26 protein-coding genes and 1 pseudogene are annotated in these 26828 nt (G+C 64.0%); 21 read left to right on the top strand and 6 right to left on the bottom strand.

The window, feature by feature from the left end:
• Positions 1-2 precede the first annotated feature (2 nt).
• Positions 3-1901 (bottom strand): SurA N-terminal domain-containing protein, encoded by a 1899-nt coding sequence (locus AC522E_RS10210; RefSeq protein ID WP_500750326.1) that lies wholly within the window; start codon positions 1899-1901, stop codon positions 3-5.
• Between the two features lie 135 nt (positions 1902-2036).
• On the opposite strand from AC522E_RS10210, the gene tpiA reads away from it, so the two are divergent.
• The 7 genes from tpiA (at position 2037) to AC522E_RS10175 (ending at position 8786) form a co-directional block, all read left to right on the top strand.
• On the top strand, positions 2037-2804 hold the full coding sequence (gene tpiA, locus AC522E_RS10205) for a triose-phosphate isomerase (protein WP_500750325.1): 768 nt from the start codon (positions 2037-2039) through the stop codon (positions 2802-2804).
• A gap of 213 nt (positions 2805-3017) precedes the next feature.
• On the top strand, positions 3018-3440 hold the full coding sequence (secG, locus tag AC522E_RS10200; RefSeq protein WP_500750324.1) for a preprotein translocase subunit SecG: 423 nt from the start codon (positions 3018-3020) through the stop codon (positions 3438-3440).
• Positions 3441-3547: 107 nt separating this feature from the next.
• Positions 3548-5176 carry a CTP synthase gene (gene pyrG / locus AC522E_RS10195; RefSeq protein WP_500750323.1) on the top strand — a complete coding sequence of 543 codons (1629 nt, stop codon included), beginning with the start codon at positions 3548-3550 and terminating at the stop codon, positions 5174-5176.
• Positions 5177-5231: 55 nt separating this feature from the next.
• Positions 5232-6095, top strand: a complete 864-nt coding sequence (locus AC522E_RS10190) for a VOC family protein (RefSeq protein WP_500750321.1) — start codon at positions 5232-5234, stop codon at positions 6093-6095.
• A gap of 62 nt (positions 6096-6157) precedes the next feature.
• Entirely contained in the window at positions 6158-6559 is a 402-nt protein-coding gene (locus AC522E_RS10185) for a DUF350 domain-containing protein (protein WP_500750319.1), read from the top strand.
• A gap of 90 nt (positions 6560-6649) precedes the next feature.
• On the top strand, positions 6650-7495 hold the full coding sequence (gene kdsA, locus AC522E_RS10180; protein ID WP_500750646.1) for a 3-deoxy-8-phosphooctulonate synthase: 846 nt from the start codon (positions 6650-6652) through the stop codon (positions 7493-7495).
• Positions 7496-7613: 118 nt separating this feature from the next.
• Positions 7614-8786: an MFS transporter gene (locus AC522E_RS10175; protein ID WP_500750317.1), complete on the top strand. Its 1173-nt coding sequence runs from the start codon at positions 7614-7616 to the stop codon at positions 8784-8786.
• Here AC522E_RS10175 and queF read toward each other — a convergent pair.
• Positions 8768-9220, bottom strand: a complete 453-nt coding sequence (gene queF, locus AC522E_RS10170; RefSeq protein ID WP_500750316.1) for a preQ(1) synthase — start codon at positions 9218-9220, stop codon at positions 8768-8770. The two genes, AC522E_RS10175 and queF, sit on opposite strands and share 19 nt — an antisense overlap.
• Positions 9221-9342: 122 nt before the next feature.
• On the opposite strand from queF, the gene eno reads away from it, so the two are divergent.
• The 8 genes from eno (at position 9343) to AC522E_RS10130 (ending at position 18274) form a co-directional block, all read left to right on the top strand.
• Positions 9343-10626, top strand: coding sequence for a phosphopyruvate hydratase (gene eno, locus AC522E_RS10165; protein ID WP_500750315.1), 1284 nt, complete (start codon positions 9343-9345; stop codon positions 10624-10626).
• Between the two features lie 516 nt (positions 10627-11142).
• Entirely contained in the window at positions 11143-11472 is a 330-nt protein-coding gene (locus AC522E_RS10160) for an FtsB family cell division protein (protein ID WP_500750314.1), read from the top strand.
• Between the two features lie 155 nt (positions 11473-11627).
• On the top strand, positions 11628-12698 hold the full coding sequence (gene pdhA, locus AC522E_RS10155; RefSeq protein WP_500750313.1) for a pyruvate dehydrogenase (acetyl-transferring) E1 component subunit alpha: 1071 nt from the start codon (positions 11628-11630) through the stop codon (positions 12696-12698).
• A gap of 45 nt (positions 12699-12743) precedes the next feature.
• Complete coding sequence (locus AC522E_RS10150) at positions 12744-14198, top strand: pyruvate dehydrogenase complex E1 component subunit beta (RefSeq protein WP_500750312.1); 1455 nt, start codon at positions 12744-12746, stop codon at positions 14196-14198.
• Between the two features lie 4 nt (positions 14199-14202).
• Positions 14203-14499 (top strand): DUF5076 domain-containing protein, encoded by a 297-nt coding sequence (locus AC522E_RS10145; protein WP_500750311.1) that lies wholly within the window; start codon positions 14203-14205, stop codon positions 14497-14499.
• Positions 14500-14582: 83 nt separating this feature from the next.
• Positions 14583-15947 (top strand): pyruvate dehydrogenase complex dihydrolipoamide acetyltransferase, encoded by a 1365-nt coding sequence (locus AC522E_RS10140; protein ID WP_500750310.1) that lies wholly within the window; start codon positions 14583-14585, stop codon positions 15945-15947.
• 105 nt (positions 15948-16052) lie between these two features.
• The gene (gene lpdA / locus AC522E_RS10135) at positions 16053-17489 is read left to right on the top strand and encodes a dihydrolipoyl dehydrogenase (protein ID WP_500750309.1); all 1437 of its coding nucleotides are present in this window, start codon (positions 16053-16055) and stop codon (positions 17487-17489) included.
• An 86-nt stretch (positions 17490-17575) separates the two neighbouring features.
• Positions 17576-18274, top strand: a complete 699-nt coding sequence (locus AC522E_RS10130; protein WP_500750308.1) for a class I SAM-dependent methyltransferase — start codon at positions 17576-17578, stop codon at positions 18272-18274.
• Positions 18275-18495: 221 nt separating this feature from the next.
• Here the strand turns inward: AC522E_RS10130 and AC522E_RS10125 are convergent, their stop codons facing one another.
• The gene (locus AC522E_RS10125; RefSeq protein ID WP_500750307.1) at positions 18496-18927 is read right to left on the bottom strand and encodes a DUF1801 domain-containing protein; all 432 of its coding nucleotides are present in this window, start codon (positions 18925-18927) and stop codon (positions 18496-18498) included.
• Between the two features lie 143 nt (positions 18928-19070).
• Positions 19071-19217, bottom strand: a pseudogene (locus tag AC522E_RS10120) (ArsR/SmtB family transcription factor); the annotation flags it as partial.
• A 187-nt stretch (positions 19218-19404) separates the two neighbouring features.
• Between AC522E_RS10120 and lipA the strand changes: the two are divergent.
• From lipA to AC522E_RS10105, 3 genes are read left to right on the top strand one after another with little or no spacing between them, the layout of a single operon-like run.
• Positions 19405-20367, top strand: a complete 963-nt coding sequence (lipA, locus tag AC522E_RS10115; protein ID WP_500750306.1) for a lipoyl synthase — start codon at positions 19405-19407, stop codon at positions 20365-20367.
• A 9-nt stretch (positions 20368-20376) separates the two neighbouring features.
• Positions 20377-20913: an AAA family ATPase gene (locus AC522E_RS10110; protein ID WP_500750305.1), complete on the top strand. Its 537-nt coding sequence runs from the start codon at positions 20377-20379 to the stop codon at positions 20911-20913.
• A 1-nt stretch (position 20914) separates the two neighbouring features.
• Entirely contained in the window at positions 20915-21382 is a 468-nt protein-coding gene (locus AC522E_RS10105) for a type II toxin-antitoxin system RatA family toxin (RefSeq protein ID WP_500750304.1), read from the top strand.
• Here the strand turns inward: AC522E_RS10105 and AC522E_RS10100 are convergent, their stop codons facing one another.
• Together AC522E_RS10100 and AC522E_RS10095 are read right to left on the bottom strand one after the other, a co-directional pair.
• Positions 21383-21871 carry a CinA family protein gene (locus AC522E_RS10100; protein WP_500750302.1) on the bottom strand — a complete coding sequence of 163 codons (489 nt, stop codon included), beginning with the start codon at positions 21869-21871 and terminating at the stop codon, positions 21383-21385.
• A complete protein-coding gene (locus tag AC522E_RS10095) occupies positions 21868-23058 on the bottom strand; it encodes a bifunctional 2-C-methyl-D-erythritol 4-phosphate cytidylyltransferase/2-C-methyl-D-erythritol 2,4-cyclodiphosphate synthase (protein ID WP_500750301.1) in 1191 nt (396 codons plus the stop codon). Before AC522E_RS10095 ends, AC522E_RS10100 begins: the two co-directional genes overlap by 4 nt.
• A gap of 150 nt (positions 23059-23208) precedes the next feature.
• On the opposite strand from AC522E_RS10095, the gene dusB reads away from it, so the two are divergent.
• Genes dusB through ntrC form a run of 3 tightly spaced genes read left to right on the top strand, consistent with a single transcriptional unit; the run spans position 23209 to position 26800 of the window.
• Entirely contained in the window at positions 23209-24228 is a 1020-nt protein-coding gene (dusB, locus tag AC522E_RS10090; RefSeq protein ID WP_500750300.1) for a tRNA dihydrouridine synthase DusB, read from the top strand.
• Complete coding sequence (locus AC522E_RS10085) at positions 24228-25331, top strand: two-component system sensor histidine kinase NtrB (RefSeq protein ID WP_500750298.1); 1104 nt, start codon at positions 24228-24230, stop codon at positions 25329-25331. Before dusB ends, AC522E_RS10085 begins: the two co-directional genes overlap by 1 nt.
• A gap of 8 nt (positions 25332-25339) precedes the next feature.
• The gene (gene ntrC, locus AC522E_RS10080; protein ID WP_500750297.1) at positions 25340-26800 is read left to right on the top strand and encodes a nitrogen regulation protein NR(I); all 1461 of its coding nucleotides are present in this window, start codon (positions 25340-25342) and stop codon (positions 26798-26800) included.
• The last annotated feature ends 28 nt before the right edge of the window (positions 26801-26828 follow it).

Raw genomic sequence — 26828 nt, 5'->3', positions numbered from 1 at the left:
GTTTAGAGTTCGCCGCCCGTTGCCTGACGCAGCGCCTGCTGGTTGATGGTGATGCCAAGATCCTTGCGGATCTGAGCGATGTACTGGTTCACGAGGTCGTCGCCCATGCCGTTGCGAAGCTGGGTTTCGATACGCTGGGACTCGGGGCTGTCGGCGACCAGCGGAGGCACGGTCGCGGACGTGACCTTGAAGACGGCCCGTGTATCGGCCCCCGTGGCTGTGTTTCCAGCTTTGCCGACCGGCACCGAGAAGATGCGGGCCACCGCGTCGGCGCTCAGGTCGTCCTTCGCCGCGTTTCGGGCGAGATCCGTCGCCGTCTTGAGAGGTGCGCCGGCACTCTGGGCCACGGCCTCGAGGGTTTCGCCCTTCTCAATGCGCTCCGTCAGCTCGCGGGCCTTGTCGGCAAGGCGCTGCGATATCTCGTCTTCGCGCCATTGCGCGGCGACCTGATCGCGGACCTCGTCGAGCGGCTTCTCGCGGGACGGCTCGATTCCTGTCACGTCGAACCAGACATAGCCGCCATCGGATGTGCGCAGCGGCTCATTGTCGACGCCGATATCGGAAGCGAAGGCGGCCTTCACGACCGCATCCCGGTCCGGCACGGCGACGGGGTTGCCCGATTTGTCGAGGCCCTTGGTGTCGATGGCCGGGACCTGGACGAGGGCCAGGCCCTTCTCCTTGGCGATGTCCGCGAGGGGACGCGCGCTGGCGCGCTGGTCCTCGATGGCGTCATGGAGGTCCTCGATCTGCTCACGAGCGCGACCCTGGGCGATCTCCTTGCGAATCTCGCCCGCCACCTCCTCGAAGGGGCGGACGGCCTCTGGCTCGATCTTTGTCACACGGACGAGAACCGGGCCGAAACGGCCGGCGACCGGGCCGCTGCTGGCGCCCTGTTCGAGTGCAAACGCAGCTTCGGCCACCGCTGGGTCGAGCATCTCGCTCTTCGCGAATGTGCCGAGCTCCAGATCCTGCGGGGACACCTTGCGCTCGTCCGCGATCGCCTCGAAGGCCGTGCCCTCCTTGATCCTGTTGAAGGCAGCCTCTGCTTCCTCTTGGGAAGGGAAGGTGATCTGCTGGATCGTGCGCTTCTCCGGCGTGCCAAACTTGGCCTTCTCCTGCTCGTACCGCTGGCGCGCATCGGCGTCGCTGACAGCGTCCGGCTTGGCCACGGATGCCGCGTCGAGGGCCATTACGGCGAGAGCCCGGTATTCCGGAGCCTGGAAGGAGGCCTTGCGCTCGTTGAAGAAGCTTTGCAGCTGCTCCTGGGTCGGGGCCTTAACATCTCCGGCCATGGCGGGCGTCAGAACGAAATAGGAGGCGGCTCGCCGCTCGGTGGCGTAGCGGTTCATGGCCTCCCGGGCCGCCATCGGCACGGTCAGGTCGCCGGCAATGGCTTCAGCAAGGTGGATGCGGGCCATGGCGCTGCGCTGCTCATGCACAAATCCGGCCTCGGTGAGCGAAGCATTGCGGAGCACCTGTTCGAACAGCGCCCGGTTGAACTGTCCGTCAGTGCCCCGGAAGGCCGGGTCCTCCACAATGGAGCGCGCCACGAGCTGGTCCGACACGCTCAGGCCGAGCTTCTGGGCCTGCTCCGACATCACCGCCTCGTTCACGAGGTTTGTCAGGACCTGCTGGTCAATGCCGAAGAGCTTGGCCTGCTCGGGCGTGATGACGGTCCGGAATTGCCGGCCGAGGCGCTGCAACTCGTTGTTGTACGCCGTGCGCATGGCCTCGACGGTGATATCGGTCTTGCCGATGCGGGCAACCGTGCTCGGCGGGGTCGAGCGGAAGATGTCGCCGATACCCCAGATCGCGAAGCTGACGATCAGGAGGCCGAAAAAGACGGCCAGAATCGTCTTGCCGACAAGGCTCTGTCCGGCATTGCGCATTCCTCGAAGCATAGCGAACCCGTTCTCTCAAAACTCGTTAGAGACGGCGATAGCCGATCAGAGGCCCGGGGAAAAGGGCGAGTATGGTTGAAAGAGCCTTCAAGTCTCTGATAGTGCCATCTTATCAAGCGTGACAGGAGCGCCCGAATGAGCGTCGATCGGCCGCGCCCGCTGGTAGCGGGCAATTGGAAGATGAATGGACTGAAATCCTCCGCCGAGGTGATGAGCGAGGTCCAGGCGGGCTATACGCCAGGGCTGAGGGCCAAGGTCGATCTGGCGGTCTGCCCGCCTGCCACGCTCCTCGGCGCCTTCGCCATGATGGCAGTGGGGTCGCGCGTCGCGATCGGTGGGCAGGACTGCCACGCCAAGGAAATGGGCGCTTTCACGGGCGACCTGTCCGCCGAGATGCTAGCCGATTCCGGTGCGACCTTCGTTCTCGTCGGGCACTCGGAGCGCCGCCAGTACCACGGCGAGAAGGATGCGGATGTCTGCGCCAAAGCTCTGGCGGCCCACCGGGCCGGGCTCACGGCAATCGTTTGCATCGGCGAGACGAGGGAGGAACGCGAATCCGGACGGACGCTCTCCGTGGTCAAGAAGCAGATCCGCAACTCCGTCCCTGCAGACTCGAACAGTCACAACCTCGTCATCGCCTACGAGCCCGTCTGGGCGATCGGCACGGGCCTCACGCCCACGACCGGCGATGTGGCCGAAGTCCATGCCCTTATCCGCGAGGAATTGCGGCGGCTCGTGGGCAAGGGTGAGCAGGCCAAGGTTCGGATTCTCTATGGCGGGTCGGTAAAGCCCTCCAACGCGGCCGAGCTTATGGCGGTGGAGAATGTGGACGGCGCCCTTGTCGGTGGGGCCAGCCTGGTCGCCGCTGATTTTCTCGCCATTGCCGGGGCCTATCTCGGCTGAGGGCGAGGCAGGTAACGCCAGGGCTGTCATTCCGCCTCGCGCCGCAGGCGCGTCCGGAGGGTCTAAGCGTCGGATCAAAATGCGCCGGCAACAGCAAAAGGGCTCCTTGCAGGTCTTTGATCCCGTGCACACCTATGCTACAGCCCGCCCCAACGAAGAGATATAGCGAGCGGCTGGCGCCTTTCGGCGCGGCCGCTTGAGGTTTTTGGATCGATGCAAACAGTTCTCATTATTGTCCACCTGATCCTCGTGCTGGCGCTGATCGGCGTGGTTCTCCTGCAGCGCTCCGAGGGCGGCGGTATGGGATTGGGCGGCGGCGGCGGCGGAGGCGTCTCCGGATTCATGACCGGCCGCGGTCAGGCCAACGCTCTGACCCGGACGACAGCGATCCTGGGCGGGCTCTTCTTTCTGACCAGCCTGGCTCTGACCGTCCTGGCTGGCTATAGCGGTGCGCCCCGTTCGATCATCGACGGCGCCACACCTGTCGCCCCGGCCGGCCAGCAGGCCCCGGCGGGCGGGCAGGGCGGCAACGTCCTGGAACAGCTCCAGCGAATGCAGGGCGAACAGCCCGCCAATCCGGCACCGACGGCCCCGGCCCCCGCGCCGGCAGCGCCCCAGGTGCCTCAGTCGCAGTAAGCTGACGATCAGGGCCGGAAGTTCCGGCCCTCTCTTTTTGTGGATGGCAATCGGGCGCCTGATTTCGCCGTTGCGAATCGGGGCTCTTTATTGATGGATAGGGGTCCATGACGCGGTACGTATTCATCACCGGCGGCGTGGTGTCTTCGCTCGGCAAGGGCCTTGCTTCTGCAGCCCTCGGAGCGCTTCTCCAAGCACGCGGTTACAAGGTTCGGCTTCGCAAGCTCGACCCTTATCTCAACGTCGATCCGGGCACCATGAGCCCGTATCAGCATGGCGAAGTCTTCGTGACCGATGACGGTGCCGAGACCGATCTCGACCTCGGGCATTACGAGCGCTTCACCGGTGTTCCCGCCACGAAGGCGGACAACATCACAACGGGCCGGATTTATCTCGATATCATCACCAAGGAGCGCCGCGGCGACTATCTTGGCGCCACGATCCAGGTCATTCCGCACGTCACCAACGCCATTAAGGACTTTGTTCTCACGGGCAACGAGGGCTTCGACTTCGTGCTTGTGGAAATCGGCGGGACCGTGGGCGATATCGAGGGCCTTCCGTTCTTCGAGGCCATCCGCCAGCTCGGCAACGATCTGGAGCGCGGACAGGCGATCTATACCCACCTGACTCTCCTGCCGTACATTCCGTCCGCGGGTGAACTCAAGACCAAGCCGACGCAGCACTCCGTCGCGGAGCTGCGCTCCATCGGAATCCAGCCGGACATCCTGCTCTGCCGCACCGATCGGGAAATACCCCGCGACGAGCGGCGCAAGCTGGCACTGTTTTGCAATGTCCGCGAGACGGCAGTGATCGAGGCGCGGGACGCGCCGTCGATTTACGACGTTCCGCTGGCCTATCACGAGGCTGGTCTCGACAGCGAGATCCTGGCCGCCTTCGGAATCGAGAACGCGCCTGCGCCGGACCTGAGCCGCTGGACCCGGATCTCGAACCGGGTTCACAACCCGGAAGGCGAGGTCAACATCGCCGTCGTGGGCAAGTATACGGGCCTCAAGGATGCGTATAAGTCGCTGATCGAGGCGCTCCATCACGGCGGCATCGCCAACCAGGTGAAGGTGAACCTCAACTGGATCGAAAGCGAAGTGTTCGAGCGCGAGGATCCGGCCCCGTTCCTGGAAGGCATTCACGGCATCATGGTGCCGGGCGGTTTCGGTCAGCGTGGGGCAGAGGGCAAGATTCGTGCCGCCCGGTTCGCCCGGGAGCGTCGGGTGCCCTATTTCGGCATCTGCTTCGGCATGCAGATGGCTGTCATCGAGGCCGCCCGCTCGCTGGCCGGAATTGAGAGCGCCAGCTCCACCGAGTTCGGCCCGACTCCGGAGCCCGTGATCGGCCTGCTGACCGAGTGGCTGCGCGGCAACGAACTCGAGAAGCGCGCCGCGGGCGGCGATCTCGGCGGTACGATGCGGCTCGGCGCCTACCAGGCTTCGTTGAAGCCCGGCAGCAAGGTGGCCGAAATCTATGGCGGCACGGAGATTTCCGAGCGCCACCGGCATCGCTACGAAGTCAATATGAGCTATCGCGAACGCCTGGAAACGAAGGGCCTTCGTTTCTCCGGCGTCTCCCCGGACGGCATCCTGCCCGAGATCGTCGAATACGAGAACCATCCCTGGTTCATCGGCGTCCAGTACCATCCGGAACTGAAATCGCGTCCGTTCGAGCCCCATCCGCTCTTCAAGAGCTTCATCCACGCAGCGGTGGAACAGAGCCGGCTGGTTTGACGACAGACATGGCCGTGGGGCGTTTCCACCCTCCGCGGCAGCTTGGAAGCACAACATGAGCCGGCGCATCGACCATCTCGTGGTTGCCGTCCGCGATCTCGACCGGGCCGCCGCTTTCTACAAGCGCCTCGGCTTTCAGGTCGGCGCGCGCAACCGGCATCCCTGGGGCACCGAGAACCGGATCATCCAGTTCCGTTCCTCGTTCATCGAACTGATCACGGTCGGGGAGGGGGCGGAGATCGCGCCGCACGCCGAGCAAGCCTTCAGCTTCGGTGCTTTCGTCCGAGACTATCTCCAGAGCCGCGAAGGCCTGGCGATGCTGGTGCTCGACTCGGCGGATTCGAGAGCCGACGCGGCAACCTTCGCGGCGGCTGGCATCGGCGCCTTCGAGCCGTTCTTCTTCGAACGGAAGGGGCTGCGGCCGGACGGTTCGGAAGTCCATGTGGCCTTCACGCTCGCCTTTGCCGAGGCTCCGCGGGCGCCGCGTGCCGGGTTTTTCGTCTGCCAGCAGCATTATCCGGAAAATTTCTGGAATCCCGCTTTCCAGGCGCATGACAACAAGGCCGAGGACGTGGCCGTCGTCGCTCTGTCCATGCCGGATCCGGACCATTACGAGCGGTTTCTCTCAGCCTTCACGGGAGAAAAGCCGGTCCGGCCGGCCCTGCACGACCTGTCCTATCGCCTGGCGGGCTCGCATCTCGACGTGATGACGCCCGACGATGCGGGCGAGGCCTACGGATCGGTCGAGGCCGAGATGAACGAGCCTTCTTTCGTGGCCTTTACAGTCCGTATCGACGACATCCTGCGGCAGGCGAAATGGTTCGAAGCGGCGGAGATCCCTTTCGCACAGATCGGCACCCGCCTCGTCGTTCCCGCCAGCGCCGCGATGGGCGTCGCGATCGCCTTCGAGGCAACGTAATATAAGCAGCGAATCGGCCCGGATCCGGGCTGCACATAAACATGATCCAAGGGGGACAGATCATGGCTACCTCTCTGGCGGGCCTGCCCGATTTCCTGATTTTCTTCGTCATCGCCACCGTGCTTGTGGCGCTCTATCTCGCCATCTATACCGTGGCGACGATGCATAATGAGTTCGCCCTCATCCGGCAGAACGTGATCTCGGCCGCGACATCGCTCGGCTTCAGCCTCGTCGGCTTCGCCCTGCCGCTCGCCAGCGCCATCGTCCATGCCCAGACCATTGTCGATTGCCTGATCTGGGGTCTCGTGGCCCTGGCGGTGCAGATCGTCGTGTACTGGCTCGTGCGCATTGTCATGCCGAACCTGTCCCAGCGCATTGCCGCCGGTGAGATGGCGGCGGCGCTGTTCCTCGGCGCGGCATCCCTCTCGGCAGGCATTATCAACGCCGCGGCGATGACGTTCTGAGTCGCGTCTGCCATACCGGAATGACCATGATGCATCTCGGCTTTGCCTCGTCGCCCGAAAGAGAGTAGGGGACGGCTCATGAACGACACGATGCCCCACACCCCGTCGCCCGCGATCGTCCAGGCCGGTCCAGTCCGTTTTGGCAATCGCCTCCCGCTCAGCATCATTGCTGGGCCCTGCGCCATGGAAAGCCGTGAGCATGCGCTTGAGATGGCGTCGGCGCTGAAGGAGATCACGACAAAGCTCGGAATCGGGCTGGTCTATAAGTCCTCCTTCGACAAGGCCAACCGGACCTCGATCGCCAGCGCCCGCGGCATCGGACTCGACAAGGCCCTGTCAATCTTCGCAGAGGTTAAGGAGAAGCTCGGCCTTCCCGTCCTCACCGACGTGCACGAGAACGACCAGTGTGCGCCAGTGGGCGAGGTGGTGGACGTGCTCCAGATCCCGGCCTTCCTGTGCCGCCAGACCGATCTGCTGATCGCAGCCGCCAAGACCGGGCGCGTGGTGAATGTGAAGAAGGGGCAGTTCCTTGCCCCCTGGGACATGGCGAATGTGGCCGCCAAGGTCACGGCCGCCGGCAATCCCAACGTCATGTTGACCGAGCGAGGCGTGTCGTTCGGATACAATACGCTCGTCTCCGATATGCGGGCCCTGCCTATCATGGCCGAGACCGGCGCTCCCGTGATCTTCGATGCCACGCATTCCGTGCAGCAACCCGGCGGAAAGGGCGCAACGTCCGGCGGCCAGCGGGAGTTCGTGCCGGTTCTGGCGCGGGCAGCGGTCGCCGTCGGCGTCGCCGGCGTCTTCATCGAGACCCATCAGGACCCCGACAAGGCTCCTTCCGACGGCCCGAACATGGTGCCCCTGAGGGAGATGGAAGCACTGCTGGCGCAGCTGAAGGCCTATGATGCCCTGACGAAGTCTGCCCTGGCCTGAGGCCCATTCATGCTTTTTGACGAGGGCAGGTGCGCGTCGCCCGCCCTCTCTCCCCGGAGACGATCATGCTAAGGGGCAAGGCTTCTACCCTCTGCCGCCCTCATCGTTCCCGAGCGCCATGTCGTCCCGCAATCTGATCCGGATTCTCGCCGTCAGTGGCTTTGCCGGAACGTTCTCCTCCCGTGCCGTCGAGCCGATGGTGGGGATCATCGCGCGCGATTTCGCTTCCGACCCGCAGACCATCGCCCTTCTGTCCGCCGCCTTCGCGCTGCCCTATGCCTTCATCCAGCCGATCCTTGGCCCCGTTGGCGATGCCCTGGGCAAGGAACGGGTGATGAAGGTGGCGCTCGCGCTGCTCTTCCTGGCGCTCGCGGGGTCCGTCGTCGCCCCGAACGTGACGGCCCTGTTCGCCCTGCGCATCATCGCGGGAACGGCCGCCGGCGGAGCCGTTCCGCTCTCCATTGCACTGATCGGCGACCGGGTGGAGATGGCCCAGCGCCAAGTCGCCCTCAGCCGCTATCTCGTCGCCGTGATCATGGGACAGCTTGCGGGCTCGTCTTTCGCGGGGCTCATCGCCGAGTTCGTCGGTTGGCGCGGTGTCTTCGTGCTGTCGACCACCATGATGGCGGCCGCGCTGGCCGCCACGGTGGTCGGCTTCCGGAACGCACCGTCCGGTGGGCAGTTCGATATGGGCGCCGCGCTTCTGCGCTACCGGGACATTCTGTCCAATCCCCGGGCGCTCGCGCTGTTCGGCTTCGTCTTCGTGGAAGCCACGGCCATTTTCGGCATTTTCCCCTATATCGCGCCTCTTCTGGAGGAGAGCGGCGGCGGTGGCGCGGCGCAGGCCGGTTTCGCCATCGGCGGCTTCGCCATCGGCGGGCTCGTCTATTCCGTGCTCGTCAGCTGGCTGCTGCGGACCCTCGGCATCTCCCGGCTCCTGGTCGTCGGGGGAGTCTTCGCGTGCCTTGCGCTGATCGCACTCGGCCTGACGGCCGACTGGAAGCTCTACGGCGCGTCGCTCATGCTGATGGGTCTGGGCTTCTACATGCTGCACAACACCTTCCAGGCCCAGGTGACCGAGGTCGCTCCGGCCGCAAGGGCCTCGGCCGTTGCCCTTCACGCCTTCTCGTTCTTCGTAGGGCAGGCCCTCGGCGTTGTCTTTATGGGATTTGGCCTGCGCCATATCGGACTGACGGCCTCGACATCGATTGCCGCCGCCGTCATTCTCTGCGTCGGCCTGACGGCGTCGGTCGTCCTCATGCTGCCCCGGTTTCAAACCCGCGGCCGATAGGGCGCGACACCCTGGTCGGGCAGCCACAGGTTCTTCGGGATCTCGCCGGTCTGCCAGAATACATCGATGGGAATGCCCCCGCGGGGATACCAATACCCGCCAATTCTCAGGAAACGCGGCTCGAGGAGAGCTGCGAGGCGCTTGCCGATGGCAACCGTGCAGTCCTCGTGAAAGGCACCGTGGTTGCGGAAGCTGTGCATGTAGAGCTTCAGGGACTTCGATTCGACCAGCCAGGGACCCGGAACGTAGTCGATCACGAGGATGGCAAAGTCCGGCTGGCCGGTGACCGGGCAGAGCGAGGTGAACTCGGGCACCGTGAACCGCGCCAGATAGTCGGTGTCTTGGTGGGGATTGGGCACCCGGTCGAGCTTGGCTTCCTCAGGGGAATGGGGCAGGGCGGTCGCATGACCGAGCTGGAGGTTCTGATCCGTCACCGCAATTGACCTTGGATGTCTCGTGTTGAAACGCTTCCTCGTCCTTGCCCACCTGCGCGTTTCGGTCAATAAGCCGTGTCATGACGTGAGGCCGCACCTTTCGCCTTTTCAGGAGCTCGTTCATGACCGCCATCATCGACATTCACGCACGCGAAATTCTCGACAGCCGGGGCAATCCGACGGTCGAGGTGGACGTGACACTGGAAGACGGCTCCATGGGCCGCGCGGCGGTTCCCTCGGGCGCGTCCACCGGCGCCCATGAGGCGGTCGAACTGCGTGACGGCGACAAGGCGCGCTATCTCGGCAAGGGTGTCACGAAGGCCATCGATGCCGTGAACAACGAGATCCTGGATGCCATCGGCGGCCTCGATGCGGAGGAGCAGGTCCTTATCGACGAGTCGATGATCGAACTGGACGGTACGCCCAACAAGTCCAGGCTCGGCGCCAACGCCATCCTCGGCGTGTCCCTGGCCGTTGCGAAGGCCGCCGCCGACGCCGTCACCCTGCCGCTCTACCGGTATGTGGGCGGAACCCAGGCGCGGGTTTTGCCGGTGCCGATGATGAACATCATCAATGGCGGTGCCCATGCCGACAACCCGATCGACTTCCAGGAATTCATGATCATGCCGGTGGGCGCTCCGACCCTGTCGGAAGCAGTCCGCATGGGCGCCGAGGTGTTCCATACTCTCAAGAAGTCCCTGAAGGACGCCGGGCACAACACCAACGTGGGCGACGAGGGCGGATTTGCCCCAAACCTGCCGAGCGCCGAGGCCGCCCTCGACTTCGTGATGAAATCCATCGAGAAGGCCGGCTACAAGCCGGGCCAGGACATGGTCATCGGCCTGGACTGTGCTTCGACCGAATTCTTCAAGAACGGCTCTTATGTTTATGAAGGTGAAGGCAAAAAGCGCAATCCTCAGGAGCAGGCCGAGTATCTCGCTCAGCTCGTGAGCGCGTATCCCATCGCCTCGATCGAGGATGGCATGGCCGAAGACGACTGGGAGGGCTGGAAGCTTCTCACCGACCTCATTGGCGCCAAGTGCCAGCTCGTCGGCGACGATCTGTTCGTCACGAATGTGGACCGCCTCTCGGATGGCATCAGGAAGGGCGTGGGCAATTCGCTTCTGGTGAAGGTCAACCAGATCGGCACCCTTACCGAGACCCTCGCTGCCGTCGACATGGCGCAGCGCGCCGGTTACACCGCAGTGATGTCCCATCGTTCGGGCGAGACCGAGGACTCGACGATTGCCGACCTCGCCGTCGCCACGAATTGCGGGCAGATCAAGACCGGTTCCCTTGCCCGCTCGGACAGACTTGCAAAGTACAACCAGCTCATCCGCATCGAGGAGGAGCTCGGAGAGCAGGCACGCTACGCGGGCCGCGCGGCACTGAGGGCTCTGGCCTGAACCGGGCCGAGTTCTTCCTCTGCCTCCGACCACATGCCCCGGGACCCATGATGCGTGTCGCGCTTCTCTCCGCGGGGGGGCGGCGCATCCCGCAAAGCGCGACCTTCACCGGAACGCTGCAAACGCGCGGATTCCCAGCGCAAGGCCGGGACGATTTCGCTCTCCGGTCATTTCTCCTGTCATTCCGAGGCAGCGCGGAGCAGGGAGACCCACAACCACCCGCGTCGCGCGTAGAGAGCTACGGTATCCGCTGCGCAGTATCTTGAAGCGATAGAGGGTGTGGGTTCCAGGCGCCGCTGTGCCACACCGGAATGACAGGGGTTCATGCTCACGCCCGCCGCGTCTCTAAGATGTCTCCAGCACGCAACGGAGGTGCGGGCGCGGCGGGTCGGGCACTCTCTGTGCGGTGCCGGAAGGATGATGAGACGGTGCCCGAATTTCGCGAGGGACGACGGGATGCTTCTGCGGTCGCACGCCCTCAACGCCTCCTTAACCATGGTGGTGTAAAGATTCGCCATGGTTATTCGCAGACGCGCACGTAGGATTCTGATTCCGCTGGTGCTCTACAGCATCTCGGCAGCGGTGGCCGGCTATTTCGTTCATCATGCCCATAGCGGTGCGCGTGGATTCGAGGCTCGGGAGCATTACGAGGCTCAGGCCGAAGAGCTTACGAAGGAGCTCAACGCCGTGAAGACGGAGCGGGGCGATTGGGAACGGCGCATCGCCCTCCTTCGAAACGATCAGATCGACCGCGATCTGCTCGAGGAACGTGCCCGCACGGTTCTGGGTCGTGTGCACCGCAACGATCTCGTAATCATCCTCGGAAACGACGAGACCAAGCCATAATTTCCGCTTAACTGAATTCTAGTTGATCGCGGATTAGTTAGATATTTCATCGCGTTGGTTCATTCACTGTTGTAATGAAACGCATTTTTGGCCCTCTCGCTTTCCGATTCCGACTGCGCTAGAACTTTCGTCGAGGAAACCCTTCGGAGGACCCGATGGCTGTTGCAGCCCGCAAGGCGGGCCGCGCTGGATCAGGCGCGGCCAACAAGTCCACTCCCAAGAGCTCGGCAAGGCAAGCTGCTCTTAATTCCCCCCAATTCGAAAAAGACCAGGACCTTCACGCCTATCGTGAAATGCTCCTGATCCGCCGCTTCGAGGAAAAGTCCGGCCAGATGTACGGCATGGGCCTGATCGGCGGCTTCTGCCACCTGTATATCGGCCAGGAGGCGGTCGTCGTCGGCATGCAGATGGCGACGAAGGAAGGCGACCAGGTGATCACCGGCTATCGGGATCACGGGCACATGCTGGCCAGCGGCATGGATCCCAAGGGCGTCATGGCCGAGCTCACGGGACGGCGCGGCGGCCTGTCGAAAGGCAAGGGCGGCTCCATGCACATGTTCTCGAAAGAGAAGCATTTCTATGGCGGCCATGGCATCGTCGGAGCGCAGGTCTCCCTCGGCACAGGGATTGCATTTGCCAACCGCTACCGGGAGAACGACAGCGTCTGCCTGACATATTTCGGCGACGGCGCTGCGAACCAGGGCCAGGTCTACGAAAGCTTCAACATGGCCGAGCTGTGGAAGCTCCCCGTCGTGTACGTAATCGAGAACAACCGCTATGCCATGGGCACGGCGGTGACCCGTGCCTCGGCGCAGACCGACTTCTCCAAGCGCGGCGCGTCATTCAACATTCCCGGCGAGAAGGTCGACGGCATGGATGTGCGCGCCGTCTATGCAGCGGGTCAGCGGGCGGTCGACTATGCCCGCTCGGGCAAGGGGCCGTATATCCTCGAGATGCAGACATATCGCTACCGCGGCCATTCCATGTCCGATCCGGCGAAGTATCGGACCAAGGACGAGGTCGCCCGTATGCGCGAGGAGCACGATCCCATCGAGCAGGTGCGCCGGCGTCTCCTGGAGAGCTGGAAACTGTCCGAGGACGAACTCAAGGCCATGGACAGCAAGGTGCGCGAGATCGTGAACGAGGCGGCCGAATTCGCCACGCACGACCCCGAGCCCGATCCATCGGAACTCTATACCGACATCCTCCTCGAGCCGGCGCACTAAGCGCCGCCGGGGTTCGCCGCAGCGACAATCACACAAGAGTCTTCCATGGCGATTGATATTCTGATGCCCGCTCTTTCTCCCACCATGGAGCAAGGCAAGCTGGCCAAGTGGCTGAAGAAAGAGGGCGATCCGGTAAAACCGGGCGATGTCCTCGCGGAGATCGAAACCGACAAGGCGACCATGGAGGTCGAAGCGATCGACGAGGGTGTCCTCGCCAAGATCCTCGTCTCGGATGGTACCGACAACGTGGCCGTGAATACGCCCATCGCGGTTCTGGCATCCGAGGGCGAGGATCTCGCCTCGGCTGCAGCTCAAGCGAAGATGCCCGATCTGGTCTCTGCTCCTGCCGCTCCAGCGCAGCCTGCGCCGGCTCCGGACATGCAGGCGGAAGACATGGCGGATCGGCCTGCTCCCGCCGCCCGTCCGGAGCAGGTACCCGTTTCGGCCCCCGCGGTGCCGGCAGTCATCACGACCCGGACCGGCTACGACGCCATGGCCGAAATTCCCGAAGGCACCGAAATGGTCACCATGACCGTTCGTGAGGCCCTGAGAGACGCGATGGCCGAGGAAATGCGCAAGGACGAGGCCGTCTTCGTCATGGGCGAGGAGGTCGCCGAATACCAGGGCGCCTACAAGGTCACGCAAGGGCTGCTGCAGGAATTCGGCGCCCGGCGGGTCATCGATACTCCGATCACCGAGCATGGTTTCGCCGGCGTCGGCGTCGGTGCGGCTTTCACGGGGCTCCGTCCCATCGTCGAGTTCATGACCTTCAACTTCGCCATGCAGGCCATCGACCAGATCGTCAATTCGGCGGCGAAGACCCTCTACATGTCCGGCGGCCAGCTCGGCGCGCCCATCGTGTTTCGCGGCCCGAACGGTGCGGCGGCCCGGGTGGCAGCGCAGCACAGCCAGGATTATGCGGCATGGTACTCGGCCATCCCGGGTCTCAAGGTCGTGATGCCCTATACGGCGGCCGATGCGAAGGGCCTCCTGAAAAGCGCAATCCGCGATCCGAACCCAGTCATCTTCCTGGAGAACGAGATCCTCTACGGTCAGTCGTTCCCGGTTCCGAAGCTCGACGACTTCACCGTTCCCATCGGCAAGGCCCGCATTCATCGTGAGGGCAAGGACGTGACCCTCGTCTCCTTTGGCATCGGCATGACCTACGCCCTCAAGGCGGCGCAGGAACTCGAGGCGGAAGGCATCCAGGCCGAGGTGGTGGACCTGCGCACCATCCGTCCCATGGACACCGAGACGATCGTCGCCTCCGTCATGAAGACGGGCCGCTGCATCACCGTGGAAGAGGGCTATCCGCAATCCGGCGTCGGGGCTGAAATCGCCGCGCGGATCATGGAACATGCCTTCGACTATCTCGATGCGCCCGTTCTCCGCATCACAGGCAAGGATGTGCCGATGCCGTATGCTGCCAATCTCGAAAAGCTGGCGCTTCCGTCGGTGGCCGAGGTGGTCCAGGCGGCGAAGGCCGTTTGTTACAGGTAGCATCATGGCCGAACGGAAATTCGAAGCCCTTAACGTTCCCCCCGATGCGCTCGAGAAGGGCGGCGTCGAAATCCTGCGGGCTTCGGTGTCGGAAGGGGCGGTGAGCATCGCGCTGCGCCGCGCCTTCGACGATCCGTTTACCTGGGGCGTCCTTCTCGTCGATCTCGCCCGCCATGCGGCACGGGTCTATGCCATGGAAACCGAGCATTCGGAGGAAGAGGCCATGGCGGAGATCGTCGCCGGGATCCAGGCCGAGCTCGAGGATCCGTCCGATCCCGGTTCGACCCAGTCCCTCAACTAGCGAATTGCGGAGGCTGGGAGACCGGCCTCCGATACGACGAAACGGTTCAACCAACCTCAATTCGATCAGGATCCTCAAACGCCATGCCCATCAATGTCCTGATGCCTGCGCTGTCGCCCACCATGGAAAAAGGCAACCTCGCCAAGTGGGTGAAGAAGGAAGGCGACACGGTGAAGTCCGGCGACGTGATCGCCGAAATCGAGACCGACAAGGCCACCATGGAGGTGGAGGCCGTGGACGAAGGCGTCCTTGCCAAGATCCTGGTGCCCGAGGGCACCGCGGACGTGCCGGTCAACCAGCCGATCGCGCTGATCGCGGGCGAGGGCGAGGATCCCAAGAGCGTGACGGCGCCGGCTGCCGCCGCTCCCGCACCGAAGGCGGAGGCCGCGCCGGCACCGAAGGCGGAAGCGCCGGCGCCCGCCTCTCCCGCACCCGGTCCACAGGTGGCACCCGCTCGGGCCCCGGCGACACCCAGCGCGCCTGCACCAGCAGCGGGCAACCGCATCTTCGCCTCGCCGCTCGCCAAGCGCATCGCGAAGGAGGGCGGCATCGATATCGCTTCCATCCAGGGCTCCGGACCACATGGCCGGATCGTCGAGAAGGATGTGCGCGCGGCCATCTCCGGCGGCGGGGCGAAACCCGCCGCGGCTGCTCCTGCCGCCCGCGCGCCTGCAGCGCAGCCCGCCGCGCCGCAGCTGGCGCCGAGCATGGGAGCCGATCAGGTCAAGGCCATGTACGAGGCGGGAACCTATGAGGAGATTCCCCTCGACGGCATGCGCAAGACCATCGCCAAGCGGCTTGTCGAGTCCAAGCAGACCGTGCCGCATTTCTACCTGTCGCTCGATTGCGAACTCGACGCGCTCATGGCCCTGCGCGAGCAGATCAATGCCGCGGCCACCAAGGACAAGGACGGGAAGCCCGCCTACAAGCTCTCTGTCAACGACTTCGTCATCAAGGCGCTGGCCGTCGCGCTTCAGCGGGTTCCGAATGCCAACGCCGTGTGGGCGGAAGACCGCATCCTGAAGATGAAGCATTCCGATGTGGGTGTCGCCGTCGCCATCGAGGGCGGCCTGTTCACGCCCGTGATCCGAAAGGCCGAGCAGAAGACGCTGACTGCCATCTCCGCCGAGATGAAGGACCTCGCGTCCCGCGCGCGCAGCCGTCGCCTGAAGCCGGAGGAATATGCCGGCGGATCGACCGCGGTGTCGAACCTCGGCATGTTCGGCATCAAGAACTTCCAGGCCGTCATCAACCCGCCGCAGGGGACGATCCTCGCCGTCGGTGCCGGCGAGCAGCGGGTGGTCGTGAAGAGCGGCGCTCCCGCCGTGGTCCAGGCCATGACCGTGACGCTGTCCTGCGACCACCGGGTCGTCGACGGCGCGCTCGGCGCGGAACTGCTCGCGGCGTTCAAGGTGCTGATCGAGAATCCGATGGGGATGCTGGTCTAAAGCAATCCGTCACGGCCGGTGTCGTGCCGGCCATTCACGACTTTCCATCATGGCCCGGCACAGGCGTGGATGCCAGGGCCGAACCCGGGCATCACGGGAGACACCATGGCAAACCAATACGACATCATCGTCATCGGCGGCGGGCCGGGCGGCTATGTGGCGGCGATCCGGGCGGCGCAGCTCGGGTTCAAGACGGCCGTGGTCGAGCGCGAGCATCTCGGCGGCATCTGCCTCAACTGGGGCTGCATTCCGACGAAGGCGCTGCTGCGCTCGGCGGAGATCTATCACTACATGGAGAACGCCAAGGATTACGGCCTCTCCGCGGAGAAGATCGGCTTCGACGCTGCCGCCGTGGTGCAGCGCTCTCGCGGCGTTTCGGGACGGCTCAACAACGGCGTCGGCGGCCTTCTGAAGAAGAACAAGGTCGATGTCATCTGGGGCGAGGCGACGATCTCCAAGCCCGGTGAGGTTACCGTCACCGCGCCGAAGAAGCCGGCGATGCAGCCGCAGACGCCTCCGCCGAAGGGCATTATCGATCCCGGCACGTACCAGGCAAAGCACATCATCGTCGCCACCGGAGCACGTCCGCGCGCCCTGCCGGGCATCGAGCCCGACGGCAAGCTGATTTGGACCTATTTCGAGGCCATGGTTCCGCAGACCATGCCGAAATCCCTTGTCGTCATGGGTTCCGGCGCCATCGGCATCGAGTTCGCCTCCTTCTATCGCACCATGGGCGCCGAGGTGACCGTGGTCGAGGTGATGCCGCAGATCCTCCCCGTCGAGGATGAGGAGATCGCCAAGTTCGCCCGCAGGCGCTTCGAGAAGCAGGGCATCAAGATCATCACCGCCGCGAAGGTCACGAAGGTGGCAAAGGGCGCGAACTCTGTCACGGCCACCATCGACGATGGCAAGAGCACCCAGGAGATCACCGCCGAGCGAATGATCTCGGCGGTCGGAGTCGTCGGCAACATCGAGAATCTCGGCCTGGAAAAGCTCGGCGTGAAGATCGACCGCGGCACCATCGTCACCGACGGTCTGGGCCGGACCAGCGTTCCTGGAATTTACGCCATCGGCGACGTTGCCGGCCCGCCGATGCTCGCCCACAAGGCGGAGCACGAGGGCGTTATCTGTGTCGAGACCATCAAGGGGCTGCACCCGCACGCGATGGACAAGGCCAAGATCCCCGGCTGTACCTATTGCAACCCGCAGATCGCTTCGGTCGGTCTCACTGAAGCAAAGGCGAAGGAGCAGGGCTACGACATCCGCGTCGGCCGTTTTCCGTTCGTTGGCAACGGCAAGGCCATTGCGCTCGGCGAGCCGGAGGGGCTCGTGAAGACCATCTTCGACAAGAAAACCGGCCAGCTGCTCGGCGCGCACATGGTCGGTGCGGAGGTGACCGAGCTGATCCAGGGCTTCGTGATCGCCATGAATCTCGAGACGACCGAGGAAGAACTGATCCACGCCGTCTTCCCGCATCCCACCCTGTCCGAGACCATGCACGAGAGCGTGCTGGACGCGTACGGCCGGGTGATCCACGTTTGACGGAACGGGCATTCGCGCGAGCCTGATAGAACACGACCTGGGGCGTCATCCTGGCGCCCTCGACTCCCCACGATCCCGATACCGTCATGTCTGAAACCGTCTTCGATGGCCGGATGGTCGCCGATCCGGAGGTCGAATACCTCCGCCTCCGGCTGGTGGGGGAGGAGGGATGGGGTGGACCGAGCTTCGCGCGCCGTCGTGAAGGTTGGAGCAGGTCCATCGCGGTCCTCCGCAAGCTCGAGACCTTTCCGCGCCCGCCCGCCCGCCTGCTCGAACTCGGCTGTGGAAACGGGATGGTTTCCCGGCTCTTCGCGGAGCAGGGCTATCAGATCGATGGCGTCGATATTTCAGCAGTGGCCGTGTCCTGGGCCACGGAGCTCTTTGCGGAGGCAGGCCTGCCCGGGCGCTTCCGCCAGGGGTCTGCGGATTCCATGCCCTTCTATGAGTCGGCCGCCTTCGACCTCGTCATCGACGGGAATTGCTTTCATTGCCTCCTCGGCCGCGACAGAACACGGTGCCTGGCGGAAATCAGACGTATCCTGGACCCTGGCGGGGTCTTCGTGATCAGCACGATGTGCGGCGAGCCGAAGACGGACGAGGTCCGGCGATGCTTCGACCCGCGGACCAGGCAACTCGTCGATCAAGGACGGCCGTTTCGGACATTGAAGCCGGCCGACGAAATACTGGCCGAGATCCGAGCCGCGCAATTCCACATCTCTCATCATGTGCTTGGGGAAGGCGCCTTATGGAACCACCTCGTCGCGCTCTGCCAGCCTCTCGCATGATGCCGTGGAGATGCCGTTGTTCCGGGATCGGACATCCGGCGTATGGCGCAGAACCGTAGCTCCGTTCCAGCGACCGGAAGGAATGCGCCAGTGAACAGAGGATCAGTTTCCAGCAACAAGCGATGCCACGGGTGAGGAAATGAGCATCGGCTCGATTCCGGAAGTGGAGGCCACTTTTGGTCCGACGCTCCAATCCGATCCTTCGGGATGTCCACGATCGCTCAAGCACTGGGGCGCGGCGACGCACTCCTCGGTCGGCGGGCAGCCGAGGACGCGTTCAGCGCCGCGGCGGCGCGGATAAGCGCCTTCAAGGCCTGTTCGTCGATCTCGTCACCCTCATGAAAGTCGATGGCGCGCCTGGTATTGCCTTCGAGGCTGGCATTGAAGAGGCCCGAAGGATCGTCCAGCGAGGCACCCTTCGCGAAGGTCATCTTCACTACATTCTTGTACGTCTCACCGGTGCAGATCATTCCGGCATGCGACCATACCGGCACCCCTCTCCACTTCCACTCCTCCACCACTTCGGGAGCGGCCTGCCTGATGAGCGTTCGGAGCCGGCTGAGCATTTCGCCTCGCCAGTCCCTCAACTCCCTGATCTTCTCATCAATCATCTGAGATGGAGAACCCGCTTCCTTACTTCCGTTTTGTCTCATGATGTCTCGCCGTTCTTTCGATCTGACGAAGCTTGCCTGTCGGCGACTTCAGTCTTTTCGTTCCAGGATCTTTTCCAGGTCTGCAAGGAATCCCTGCCACCCATGCTTGGCGCCCCCGAGCTTGGGCTTCAGTTTGCGCCGCAGATCTCCGGCTGCGAGATTCCGGCCTGAGCCGTCAGGCTCCCGACCGTCTGCTCTCCATCGCGGCACAGCCGCTCGAAAATGGCCCGCCGGGTCGGATCGGCAAGCGCTCTGAAAACCATGTCCTGAGGGTGCGCCGTTCGACTCATAACTCATTGGCTATTGAAGAAATCAATAACTATCAGGTTATGCGTGAGTCAAGCGGCAGCATGGAGCCTCCTTGACCGCCTCCGCGCAGCCAAGCCATGCATTGCGGGATTTGCGAAAGGACAACGAAACCCTTAAGTCATCCGCATACGCCTTCCGCCTTCGATCAGCGCTCAAGGTTTACGCTTCATGGCCGTCGTTCTCGACCTTCTGAACAAGGACAACCGTCCCCGCCACCCGGAAAAGGCGCATCGGCCGGACCAGCCGGTCCAGCAGCGCAAGCCGGACTGGATTCGTGTGAAGGCGCCGGGCTCGCCGAAATGGGCCGAGACCAACAGGATCGTACGGGACAACAACCTGGTCACGGTCTGTGAGGAGGCGGGCTGTCCGAATATCGGCGAGTGCTGGGAGAAGAAGCACGCCACCTTCATGATCATGGGCGACACCTGCACGCGAGCCTGTGCCTTCTGCAACGTGAAGACCGGCCTGCCGCAGGCGCTCGACCCGAGCGAGCCCGAGAATGTTGCAACGGCCGTGGAAAAGCTCGGCCTCGAGCACGTGGTCATCACCTCCGTCGACCGTGACGACCTCGGCGATGGCGGCGCGCAGCACTTTGCGGACGTGATTCATGCGATCCGCGCCCGCTCGCCGAAGACGACCATCGAGGTCCTGACCCCCGACTTCCTCCGAAAGCCGGGTGCCCTCGAGGTCGTGGTCGCGGCGAGGCCCGACGTGTTCAACCACAACCTGGAGACGGTGCCGTCGCGCTACCTGAAGGTCCGCCCCGGGGCACGGTATTTCCACTCAATTCGCCTGCTTCAGCAGGTGAAGGAGCTCGATCCGACGATCTTCACCAAGTCCGGCATCATGGTTGGTCTCGGCGAGGAACGGAACGAGGTCCTCCAGCTCATGGACGATCTGCGGTCCGCAGATGTGGATTTCATGACCATCGGCCAGTATCTCCAGCCGACGAAGAAGCACCATCCCGTGATCCGCTTCGTCACCCCGGACGAGTTCAAGGCCTACGAGACCACCGCCTACGCAAAAGGCTTCCTCCTCGTCTCGGCGACCCCGCTGACGCGGTCGTCCCACCATGCGGGCGAGGATTTCGCAAAGCTCAAGGCTGCGCGCCTCGGTACCGTCAGGGCTTGAGCTTCGGGGATGCGGCGGATCCTCGTCATCGGCTCACCGGGGGCGGGCAAGACCACCTTGGCCCGGCGCATCGCGGAGGCCTTGCATCTGCCGACGGTCCATCTCGACCGGGAATATTGGCAAGCGGGCTGGGTCAAGCCTCCCGACGCGACCTGGGACGAGCGGGCGGCCACACTCGCCGAGCGTCCTGCCTGGATTCTCGACGGCGAATATTTCGACCCGTCGGGTCGCCTGCTGGCCCGGGCGACGATGGTGATTTGGCTCGACCTTCCGAACTGGCTGTGCCTGTCCCGCGCTCTCCGTCGCCTTATCCTCAACTATCGGAAGGAAAGGCCTGATCTGGCCGTGGGGTGCCCTGAATATTTCAACAGGGACTATGTGACCTTCATCAAGGATATCTGGACCTATCCTTCCCGTGTCCGGCCTGGGATCCTTCATCGTCTCGGTAGCCTGAGGTCTGATCAGACCTGCATCGTTCTCCGTTCCCCCCGCGACGTCGAGGCCTTCGCCCAAGGCTTGCCGTCAACGCTCGCAGAGGCTGCCTGACATGCCGTCCTTCCGTTCCACCCGATCGGTGAAACACACGCCCGCGCAGATGTTCGCGCTCGTGGCCGATGTGGAAAGCTATCCGGAATTCGTGCCCCTCTGCGAGGATCTACGCATCGTCCGCCGGGTGCAGAGCGGGGAAGGGATCGAGACCCTCGTCGCCAACATGACCGTTGGCTACAAGGCAATCAGCGAGAGATTTACCAGCCGTGTCGAGCTCGACCATCCGCGCCTGCGCATCGAGGTCGAGTATGTGGACGGTCCCTTCAAATTCCTGGAGAACCGCTGGACATTCCGTGAGACCCCGACAGGCTGCGACGTGGATTTCTACATCAATTATGAATTCAAGAGCTTTTCCCTTGGCGTCCTGATGGGCGCCGTATTCGACAAGGCGTTCCGGAAGTTCGCAGAGGCATTCGAGGAAAGGGCGAACGAGATCTACCGCCCGTCTTCCCTGGCGCAGGCCTGATCAGCCGAGCGCCTGCTCCAGCAGGCCGATCGCATCCTCGACCGCATGACGGCGGACATCCTCACGTCCGAGATCGCCGTAGCGGCGCTCCAGATGGATCGTTGAGCCGTCCCTGCGGGCAAGTCCAAAATGGACGAGGCCCACGGGCTTGGCGGCGCTGCCGCCACCAGGACCGGCAATGCCGGTAATCGCGACTGCGACCTGAGCATGGGAGCGGGCCAGCGCCCCCTCCGCCATGGCGCGGGCCACTTGCTCGCTGACCGCTCCATGGGCGGCGATCAGGTCCAGGGGAACACCGATTGCCTCGACCTTGGCTTCGTTGGAATACGTAACGAATCCACGCTCGACGACGGCGGAGGAGCCCGCGATCTCGGTCAGTAGGCCGATCACGAGTCCGCCGGTGCAGGACTCGGCCGTGGCGATCATCCATTTCCGCGCTGCGTAGGCCGCGATGAGGCTGGCGGCGCGGCTCCGCAGATCGAGGCTCATTCAGATGTCTCCGGAAGGCGGATCGTGGCCGCGGCCTGGGCCGCAATGCCCTCGCCACGGCCGGTGAAGCCGAGCTTCTCGGTCGTGGTTGCCTTGAGCGAGACCTGATCGATCCGCAGGCCGGCGATCTCGGCGATGCGTCGCCTCATCGCCTCCCGATAAGGGCCGAGACGGGGCCTTTCGCACAGGAGGGTCGTATCGAGATGATCGACCATGCCGCCTCGCTCGCGCACCAGTCCGACCGCATGGGCAAGGAAGCGATCCGACGACGCGCCCCGCCATTGCGGGTCGCTCGGCGGAAAATGCGTACCGATGTCGCCATCCGCCAGTGCACCGAGAATTGCATCGGTCAGGGCATGGAGGATCACATCGCCGTCCGAATGCGCAACGACCCCCTTGTCGTGTGGAACCTTGATCCCACCGAGCCAGACATGTTCGCCCTCGCAAAAGGCGTGGACATCGAATCCCGTTCCGACTCGGGTCAGGTAGGCCATGGGTTCCTCGCGCAGGTGCCTCTCGGCCGTCACGAAATCGGCATTGTGCGTCAGCTTGATATTGCGCGGATAGCCGTCGAAGACGTGGACGGGCAACCCGGCCCACTCCACCAGCGCCCCGTCATCGGTAAAACCGCTCAGGGCTGCCGCGACAGCTTTTCGATGGGCCTTGAGCAGCGCGCCATACTCGAAAACCTGCGGCGTCTGGACCGCCCGGAGCCTCGCCCTCTCAGGCGTGGCGACGACTTTGCGGTCCGGGTTGATAATCTTGATCGTATCCGTGACCGTGATCCCGGGGACGGCTGCCTCGAACTGGCGCCCCGCCGTAATGGCCCGGTCGATAAAGGCGGTGTCGATGAAGGGACGCGCCGCGTCGTGAACCAGAACGATATCCGGAGGAGAGGCCTCGAGTGCTTCCAGGCCCTGGCGGACCGAATCCTGTCGCGTTGCGCCACCGGCAACGGGCGGCATCAGTCGGCCCTCCTCACAGATATCCTGGATCGAAGCGTCGTAGAGTGCCCGATCGTCTGGATGGATTGCGGCGATGACCTGCGCAATGCCGGGGTGCGACAGAAAGACCTGCAGCGTCCGGGCCAGGACCGGACGCCCTGCGAGTGCGCGGTATTGCTTGGGCAGGCCGTCTCCGGCCCGGGATCCGCGCCCGGCAGCGACGATGAGGGCAGCTACGGACATCGGATGAGCATTCTCCATAAGAGGGATGTCGTCGGGATATCGCGGTCATAACGCAAGTTTGCTGCGATTGCTAAGGCGATGGCTCTCGGTCGCAGGAAACCGCCCAGGGGATCTTGCATCGGCTCAATTTCTGGCTATTCATTAGGCACAATGAATTTTGATCAAAAAATAGGCGATAAGCCCTTGCGCATCGGCGCCGTCCCGGTCGACGTGCCGGCCGTGCTTGCGCCGCTCTCGGGCGTAACAGACGCCGTCTTCCGGCGGATTGCCAAGCGACTGGGCGCCGGGCTCGTTGTTTCAGAGATGGTCGCCTCCGACGAACTCGTTCAAGGCTCGTCGGAAGCGAGGCTGCGGGCGGAAGGATCGGGAATCGCGCCTCACGTCGTGCAGCTGGCCGGCTGCGAACCGGCCTGGATGGCGAGAGCCGTCCGGGTTGCCGAGGAAGCCGGCGCTGACATCATCGATATCAACATGGGATGCCCGGCGAAGCGCGTGATCGGTGGCTATGCCGGCTCGGCCCTGATGCGGGATCTCGATCATGCCTGCCGGCTGATCGAGGCGAGCGTTGCGGCCGCAAGCGTTCCTGTGACCGTCAAGATGCGCCTCGGATGGGACCATTCGAGCCTCAACGCAGCTGATCTGGCGCGCCGTGCTCAGGATATCGGCGTCAAGGCGGTGACGGTCCATGGACGGACGCGCCAGCAATTCTACAAGGGCAGCGCGGATTGGAGCGCCATCGCGCCAGTTTCACGCGCCGTGACCATCCCGGTGATCGCCAATGGCGATATCGGCTCGCTGGACGATGCCCGTCGCTGCCTCGCCGCGTCCGGCGCCCAGGCGGTGATGGTCGGGCGGGCGGCAATGGGGCGCCCTTGGCTCGTCGGCCAAATCGGCGCGGCCCTTGAAGGACGCTCGCTCCCGGATCCTGCACCGCCGAACCGGGCCGAGCTGGCCCTGGAGCATTATGAGGGCCTGCTCTCCCTCTACGGTCAGCAGGTCGGCATCCGCCACGCACGCAAGCACCTTGCCGCCTATGCGGATGTCGCCATGGGTTCAGGCTTCCATGTGCCGTCCGATCTGCGATTGGCTCTTGTCACGTCTGACGATCCGAAAGCCGTCGCGGCCATTCTCCGCGACCTCTACTCGGATCCGGTCCGGGAGGCGGCCTGATGATGAGCGGGGCCATCAATGACCTGATCATGAACGCTTTGCCGCTGCCAGTGCTGACGGTCGGATCGGAAGGTCGGATTGTGCACGCGAATGCTGCAGCCGAGGCGTTCTTCGAGATCAGCCTCCGGGTGATGCAGCGCCAGCGGCTCGGCGACCTTGTCCCTTTCGGATCTCCGGTCATGGGCTTGATCGAGGATGTGCGGCAAAGGGGCTCCAGCGTCAGCGAGCACCGGGTCGATATCGGCAGCCCCCGGATCGGGGCCGAACGGATCGTCGATGTGTTCGCGACACCGTTGGGCGACGGCAGCGACGACGTGGTCGTGATGCTTCAGGAGCGGACCATCGCCGATAAGATGGACCGCCAGCTGACCCATCGGGGCGCGGCGCGCTCCATTACCGCCCTCGGCGCGATGCTTGCTCACGAAATCAAGAATCCCCTGTCTGGAATCCGCGGCGCCGCGCAGCTTCTTGAGCAGTCCGCCGCCGATGACGACCGCCTGCTGACGCGACTGATCTGCGACGAGACCGACCGGATCGTGAAGCTCGTCGAGCGCATGGAGCTGTTCGGCGAGGAGAGGCCGGTCGAGCGCGGTCCCGTGAATGTCCATGGCGTGCTTGACCACGTGAAACGTCTCGCCCAGTCGGGCTTCGCCCGCCATATCCGCTTCGTCGAGAATTACGATCCGTCCCTGCCACCAGTGCTCGGCAATCGCGACCAGTTGGTTCAGGTCGTTCTCAATCTTGTAAAGAATGCTGCCGAGGCCATCGGCATAGACGCGACGGATGGCGAGATCGTCCTGTCTACGGCTTTTCGCACAGGCGTGCGCCTCCAGGTTCCGGGCGCGCGTGAGAAGGTCAGCCTGCCGATCGAGGTGACAGTAGGGGACAACGGCCCCGGCATTCCTGGAGACCTCGCGGCGGATCTCTTCGATCCGTTCGTGACCACGAAAGCGCAGGGCAGTGGTCTCGGCCTCGCCCTCGTCGCCAAGATCGTCGGCGATCACGGCGGCATCGTCGAATGCGATCCCGCGCCTCGCCGCACGACGTTTCGAATTCTCCTGCCCATGCATCGCGCCAATGATGGCCGCGAAGCGGAAATGTGAGGCCCACCATGCCCAGCGGACAGATTCTTCTTGCCGATGACGATGCCGCCATCAGGACGGTGCTGAACCAGGCGCTGTCCCGCGCGGGATACGAGGTCCGCTCGACCAGCAATGCCGCGACGCTCTGGCGCTGGGTTGCCCAAGGGGAGGGCGATCTCGTCATCACCGACGTGGTGATGCCCGACGAGAATGCCTTTGACCTGCTCCCGCGCATCAAGAAGCTGCGGCCGGAGCTGCCGATCATCGTCATGAGCGCGCAGAACACCTTCATGACCGCCATCAAGGCCTCGGAACGCGGCGCCTATGAATATCTGCCGAAGCCCTTCGACCTGAAGGAGCTTGTGGCAGTGGTCGGCCGGGCGCTGGCCCGGCCGCGGATGACCAGCCAGCCGCCGCATCAGCCGGAGGAGGGGGAGATTCCCCTCGTCGGCCGATCCCAGGCCATGCAGGATATCTACAGGGCCCTGGCTCGACTGATGCCGACCGATCTCACCGTCATGATCACAGGTGAATCCGGTACTGGGAAGGAACTGGTTGCTCGTGCCCTGCATGATTACGGCAAGCGCCGGCAAGGGCCTTTCGTGGCCGTCAACATGGCTGCGATTCCGCGGGAGCTGATCGAATCGGATCTGTTCGGCCATGAGAAGGGCGCCTTCACGGGCGCGATGGCGCGCAGCACGGGCCGGTTCGAACAGGCTGAGGGCGGCACCCTGTTTCTGGACGAGATCGGCGACATGCCGATGGAGGCGCAGACGCGGCTCCTGCGCGTGCTTCAGCAGGGCGAATACACCACGGTTGGCGGACGCATCCCGATCAAGACCAATGTCCGGATCGTCGCCGCCACCAACAAGGATCTCCGCGTCCTGATCCAGCAGGGCCTTTTCCGGGAGGATCTGTTCTTCCGGCTCAACGTCGTGCCTCTGCGGCTGCCGCCCCTGCGCGAGCGGGTCGAGGACATTCCTGACCTGACGCGCCATTTTTTCGCTCTCGTCGAGAAAGAGGGGCTGGCCCGAAAGCAACTCGATCCCGATGCGATGGACAGGCTCAAGCGCTACCGTTGGCCGGGCAACGTCCGCGAGCTCGAGAATCTGATCCGGAGGCTCGCGGCGCTCTATCCGCAGGATACGATCACCGGCGCGATCATCGATTCGGAACTGGATGCCCAGCCGTTGCCCATGCCGCATCCCGGCGGCAAGGCAGCAGCCCCCGTCGCCGTGTCGGAGGGGCTATCCGACGCTGTGGAGCGGCACCTCGTGGAATATTTCTCGGGCTTCAAGGACGCGTTGCCCCCTCCGGGGCTCTATCATCGCATCCTGCGGGAAATAGAGGGTCCTCTGATCGGAGTCGCCCTGGCCGCCACCCGAGGCAACCAGATTCGGGCTGCGGAGCTTCTCGGAGTCAATCGCAACACCCTCCGGAAGAAGGTTCGCGACCTGGAACTGCAGGTTGTCCGCTCGGGGGTTCGCTGAGGAGCTGCTCCTTCCGGATGTAATAATT

The organism is Microvirga sp. BF8 (assembly GCF_059888585.1).
This window is presented reverse-complemented; position numbering and strand designations above follow the sequence as displayed.

Excerpts from the sequence above, each read along its gene's own strand:
- AC522E_RS10210 (WP_500750326.1), bottom strand. The coding sequence starts at position 1,901 with ATGCTTCGAGGAATGCGCAATGCCGGACAGAGCCTTGTCGGCAAGACG.
- tpiA (WP_500750325.1), top strand. The coding sequence starts at position 2,037 with ATGAGCGTCGATCGGCCGCGCCCGCTGGTAGCGGGCAATTGGAAGATG.
- secG (WP_500750324.1), top strand. The coding sequence starts at position 3,018 with ATGCAAACAGTTCTCATTATTGTCCACCTGATCCTCGTGCTGGCGCTG.
- pyrG (WP_500750323.1), top strand. The coding sequence starts at position 3,548 with ATGACGCGGTACGTATTCATCACCGGCGGCGTGGTGTCTTCGCTCGGC.
- AC522E_RS10190 (WP_500750321.1), top strand. The coding sequence starts at position 5,232 with ATGAGCCGGCGCATCGACCATCTCGTGGTTGCCGTCCGCGATCTCGAC.
- AC522E_RS10185 (WP_500750319.1), top strand. The coding sequence starts at position 6,158 with ATGGCTACCTCTCTGGCGGGCCTGCCCGATTTCCTGATTTTCTTCGTC.
- kdsA (WP_500750646.1), top strand. The coding sequence starts at position 6,650 with ATGCCCCACACCCCGTCGCCCGCGATCGTCCAGGCCGGTCCAGTCCGT.
- AC522E_RS10175 (WP_500750317.1), top strand. The coding sequence starts at position 7,614 with ATGTCGTCCCGCAATCTGATCCGGATTCTCGCCGTCAGTGGCTTTGCC.
- eno (WP_500750315.1), top strand. The coding sequence starts at position 9,343 with ATGACCGCCATCATCGACATTCACGCACGCGAAATTCTCGACAGCCGG.
- AC522E_RS10160 (WP_500750314.1), top strand. The coding sequence starts at position 11,143 with ATGGTTATTCGCAGACGCGCACGTAGGATTCTGATTCCGCTGGTGCTC.
- pdhA (WP_500750313.1), top strand. The coding sequence starts at position 11,628 with ATGGCTGTTGCAGCCCGCAAGGCGGGCCGCGCTGGATCAGGCGCGGCC.
- AC522E_RS10150 (WP_500750312.1), top strand. The coding sequence starts at position 12,744 with ATGGCGATTGATATTCTGATGCCCGCTCTTTCTCCCACCATGGAGCAA.
- AC522E_RS10145 (WP_500750311.1), top strand. The coding sequence starts at position 14,203 with ATGGCCGAACGGAAATTCGAAGCCCTTAACGTTCCCCCCGATGCGCTC.
- AC522E_RS10140 (WP_500750310.1), top strand. The coding sequence starts at position 14,583 with ATGCCCATCAATGTCCTGATGCCTGCGCTGTCGCCCACCATGGAAAAA.
- lpdA (WP_500750309.1), top strand. The coding sequence starts at position 16,053 with ATGGCAAACCAATACGACATCATCGTCATCGGCGGCGGGCCGGGCGGC.
- AC522E_RS10130 (WP_500750308.1), top strand. The coding sequence starts at position 17,576 with ATGTCTGAAACCGTCTTCGATGGCCGGATGGTCGCCGATCCGGAGGTC.
- AC522E_RS10125 (WP_500750307.1), bottom strand. The coding sequence starts at position 18,927 with ATGAGACAAAACGGAAGTAAGGAAGCGGGTTCTCCATCTCAGATGATT.
- lipA (WP_500750306.1), top strand. The coding sequence starts at position 19,405 with ATGGCCGTCGTTCTCGACCTTCTGAACAAGGACAACCGTCCCCGCCAC.
- AC522E_RS10110 (WP_500750305.1), top strand. The coding sequence starts at position 20,377 with ATGCGGCGGATCCTCGTCATCGGCTCACCGGGGGCGGGCAAGACCACC.
- AC522E_RS10105 (WP_500750304.1), top strand. The coding sequence starts at position 20,915 with ATGCCGTCCTTCCGTTCCACCCGATCGGTGAAACACACGCCCGCGCAG.
- AC522E_RS10100 (WP_500750302.1), bottom strand. The coding sequence starts at position 21,871 with ATGAGCCTCGATCTGCGGAGCCGCGCCGCCAGCCTCATCGCGGCCTAC.
- AC522E_RS10095 (WP_500750301.1), bottom strand. The coding sequence starts at position 23,058 with ATGTCCGTAGCTGCCCTCATCGTCGCTGCCGGGCGCGGATCCCGGGCC.
- dusB (WP_500750300.1), top strand. The coding sequence starts at position 23,209 with ATGAATTTTGATCAAAAAATAGGCGATAAGCCCTTGCGCATCGGCGCC.
- AC522E_RS10085 (WP_500750298.1), top strand. The coding sequence starts at position 24,228 with ATGATGAGCGGGGCCATCAATGACCTGATCATGAACGCTTTGCCGCTG.
- ntrC (WP_500750297.1), top strand. The coding sequence starts at position 25,340 with ATGCCCAGCGGACAGATTCTTCTTGCCGATGACGATGCCGCCATCAGG.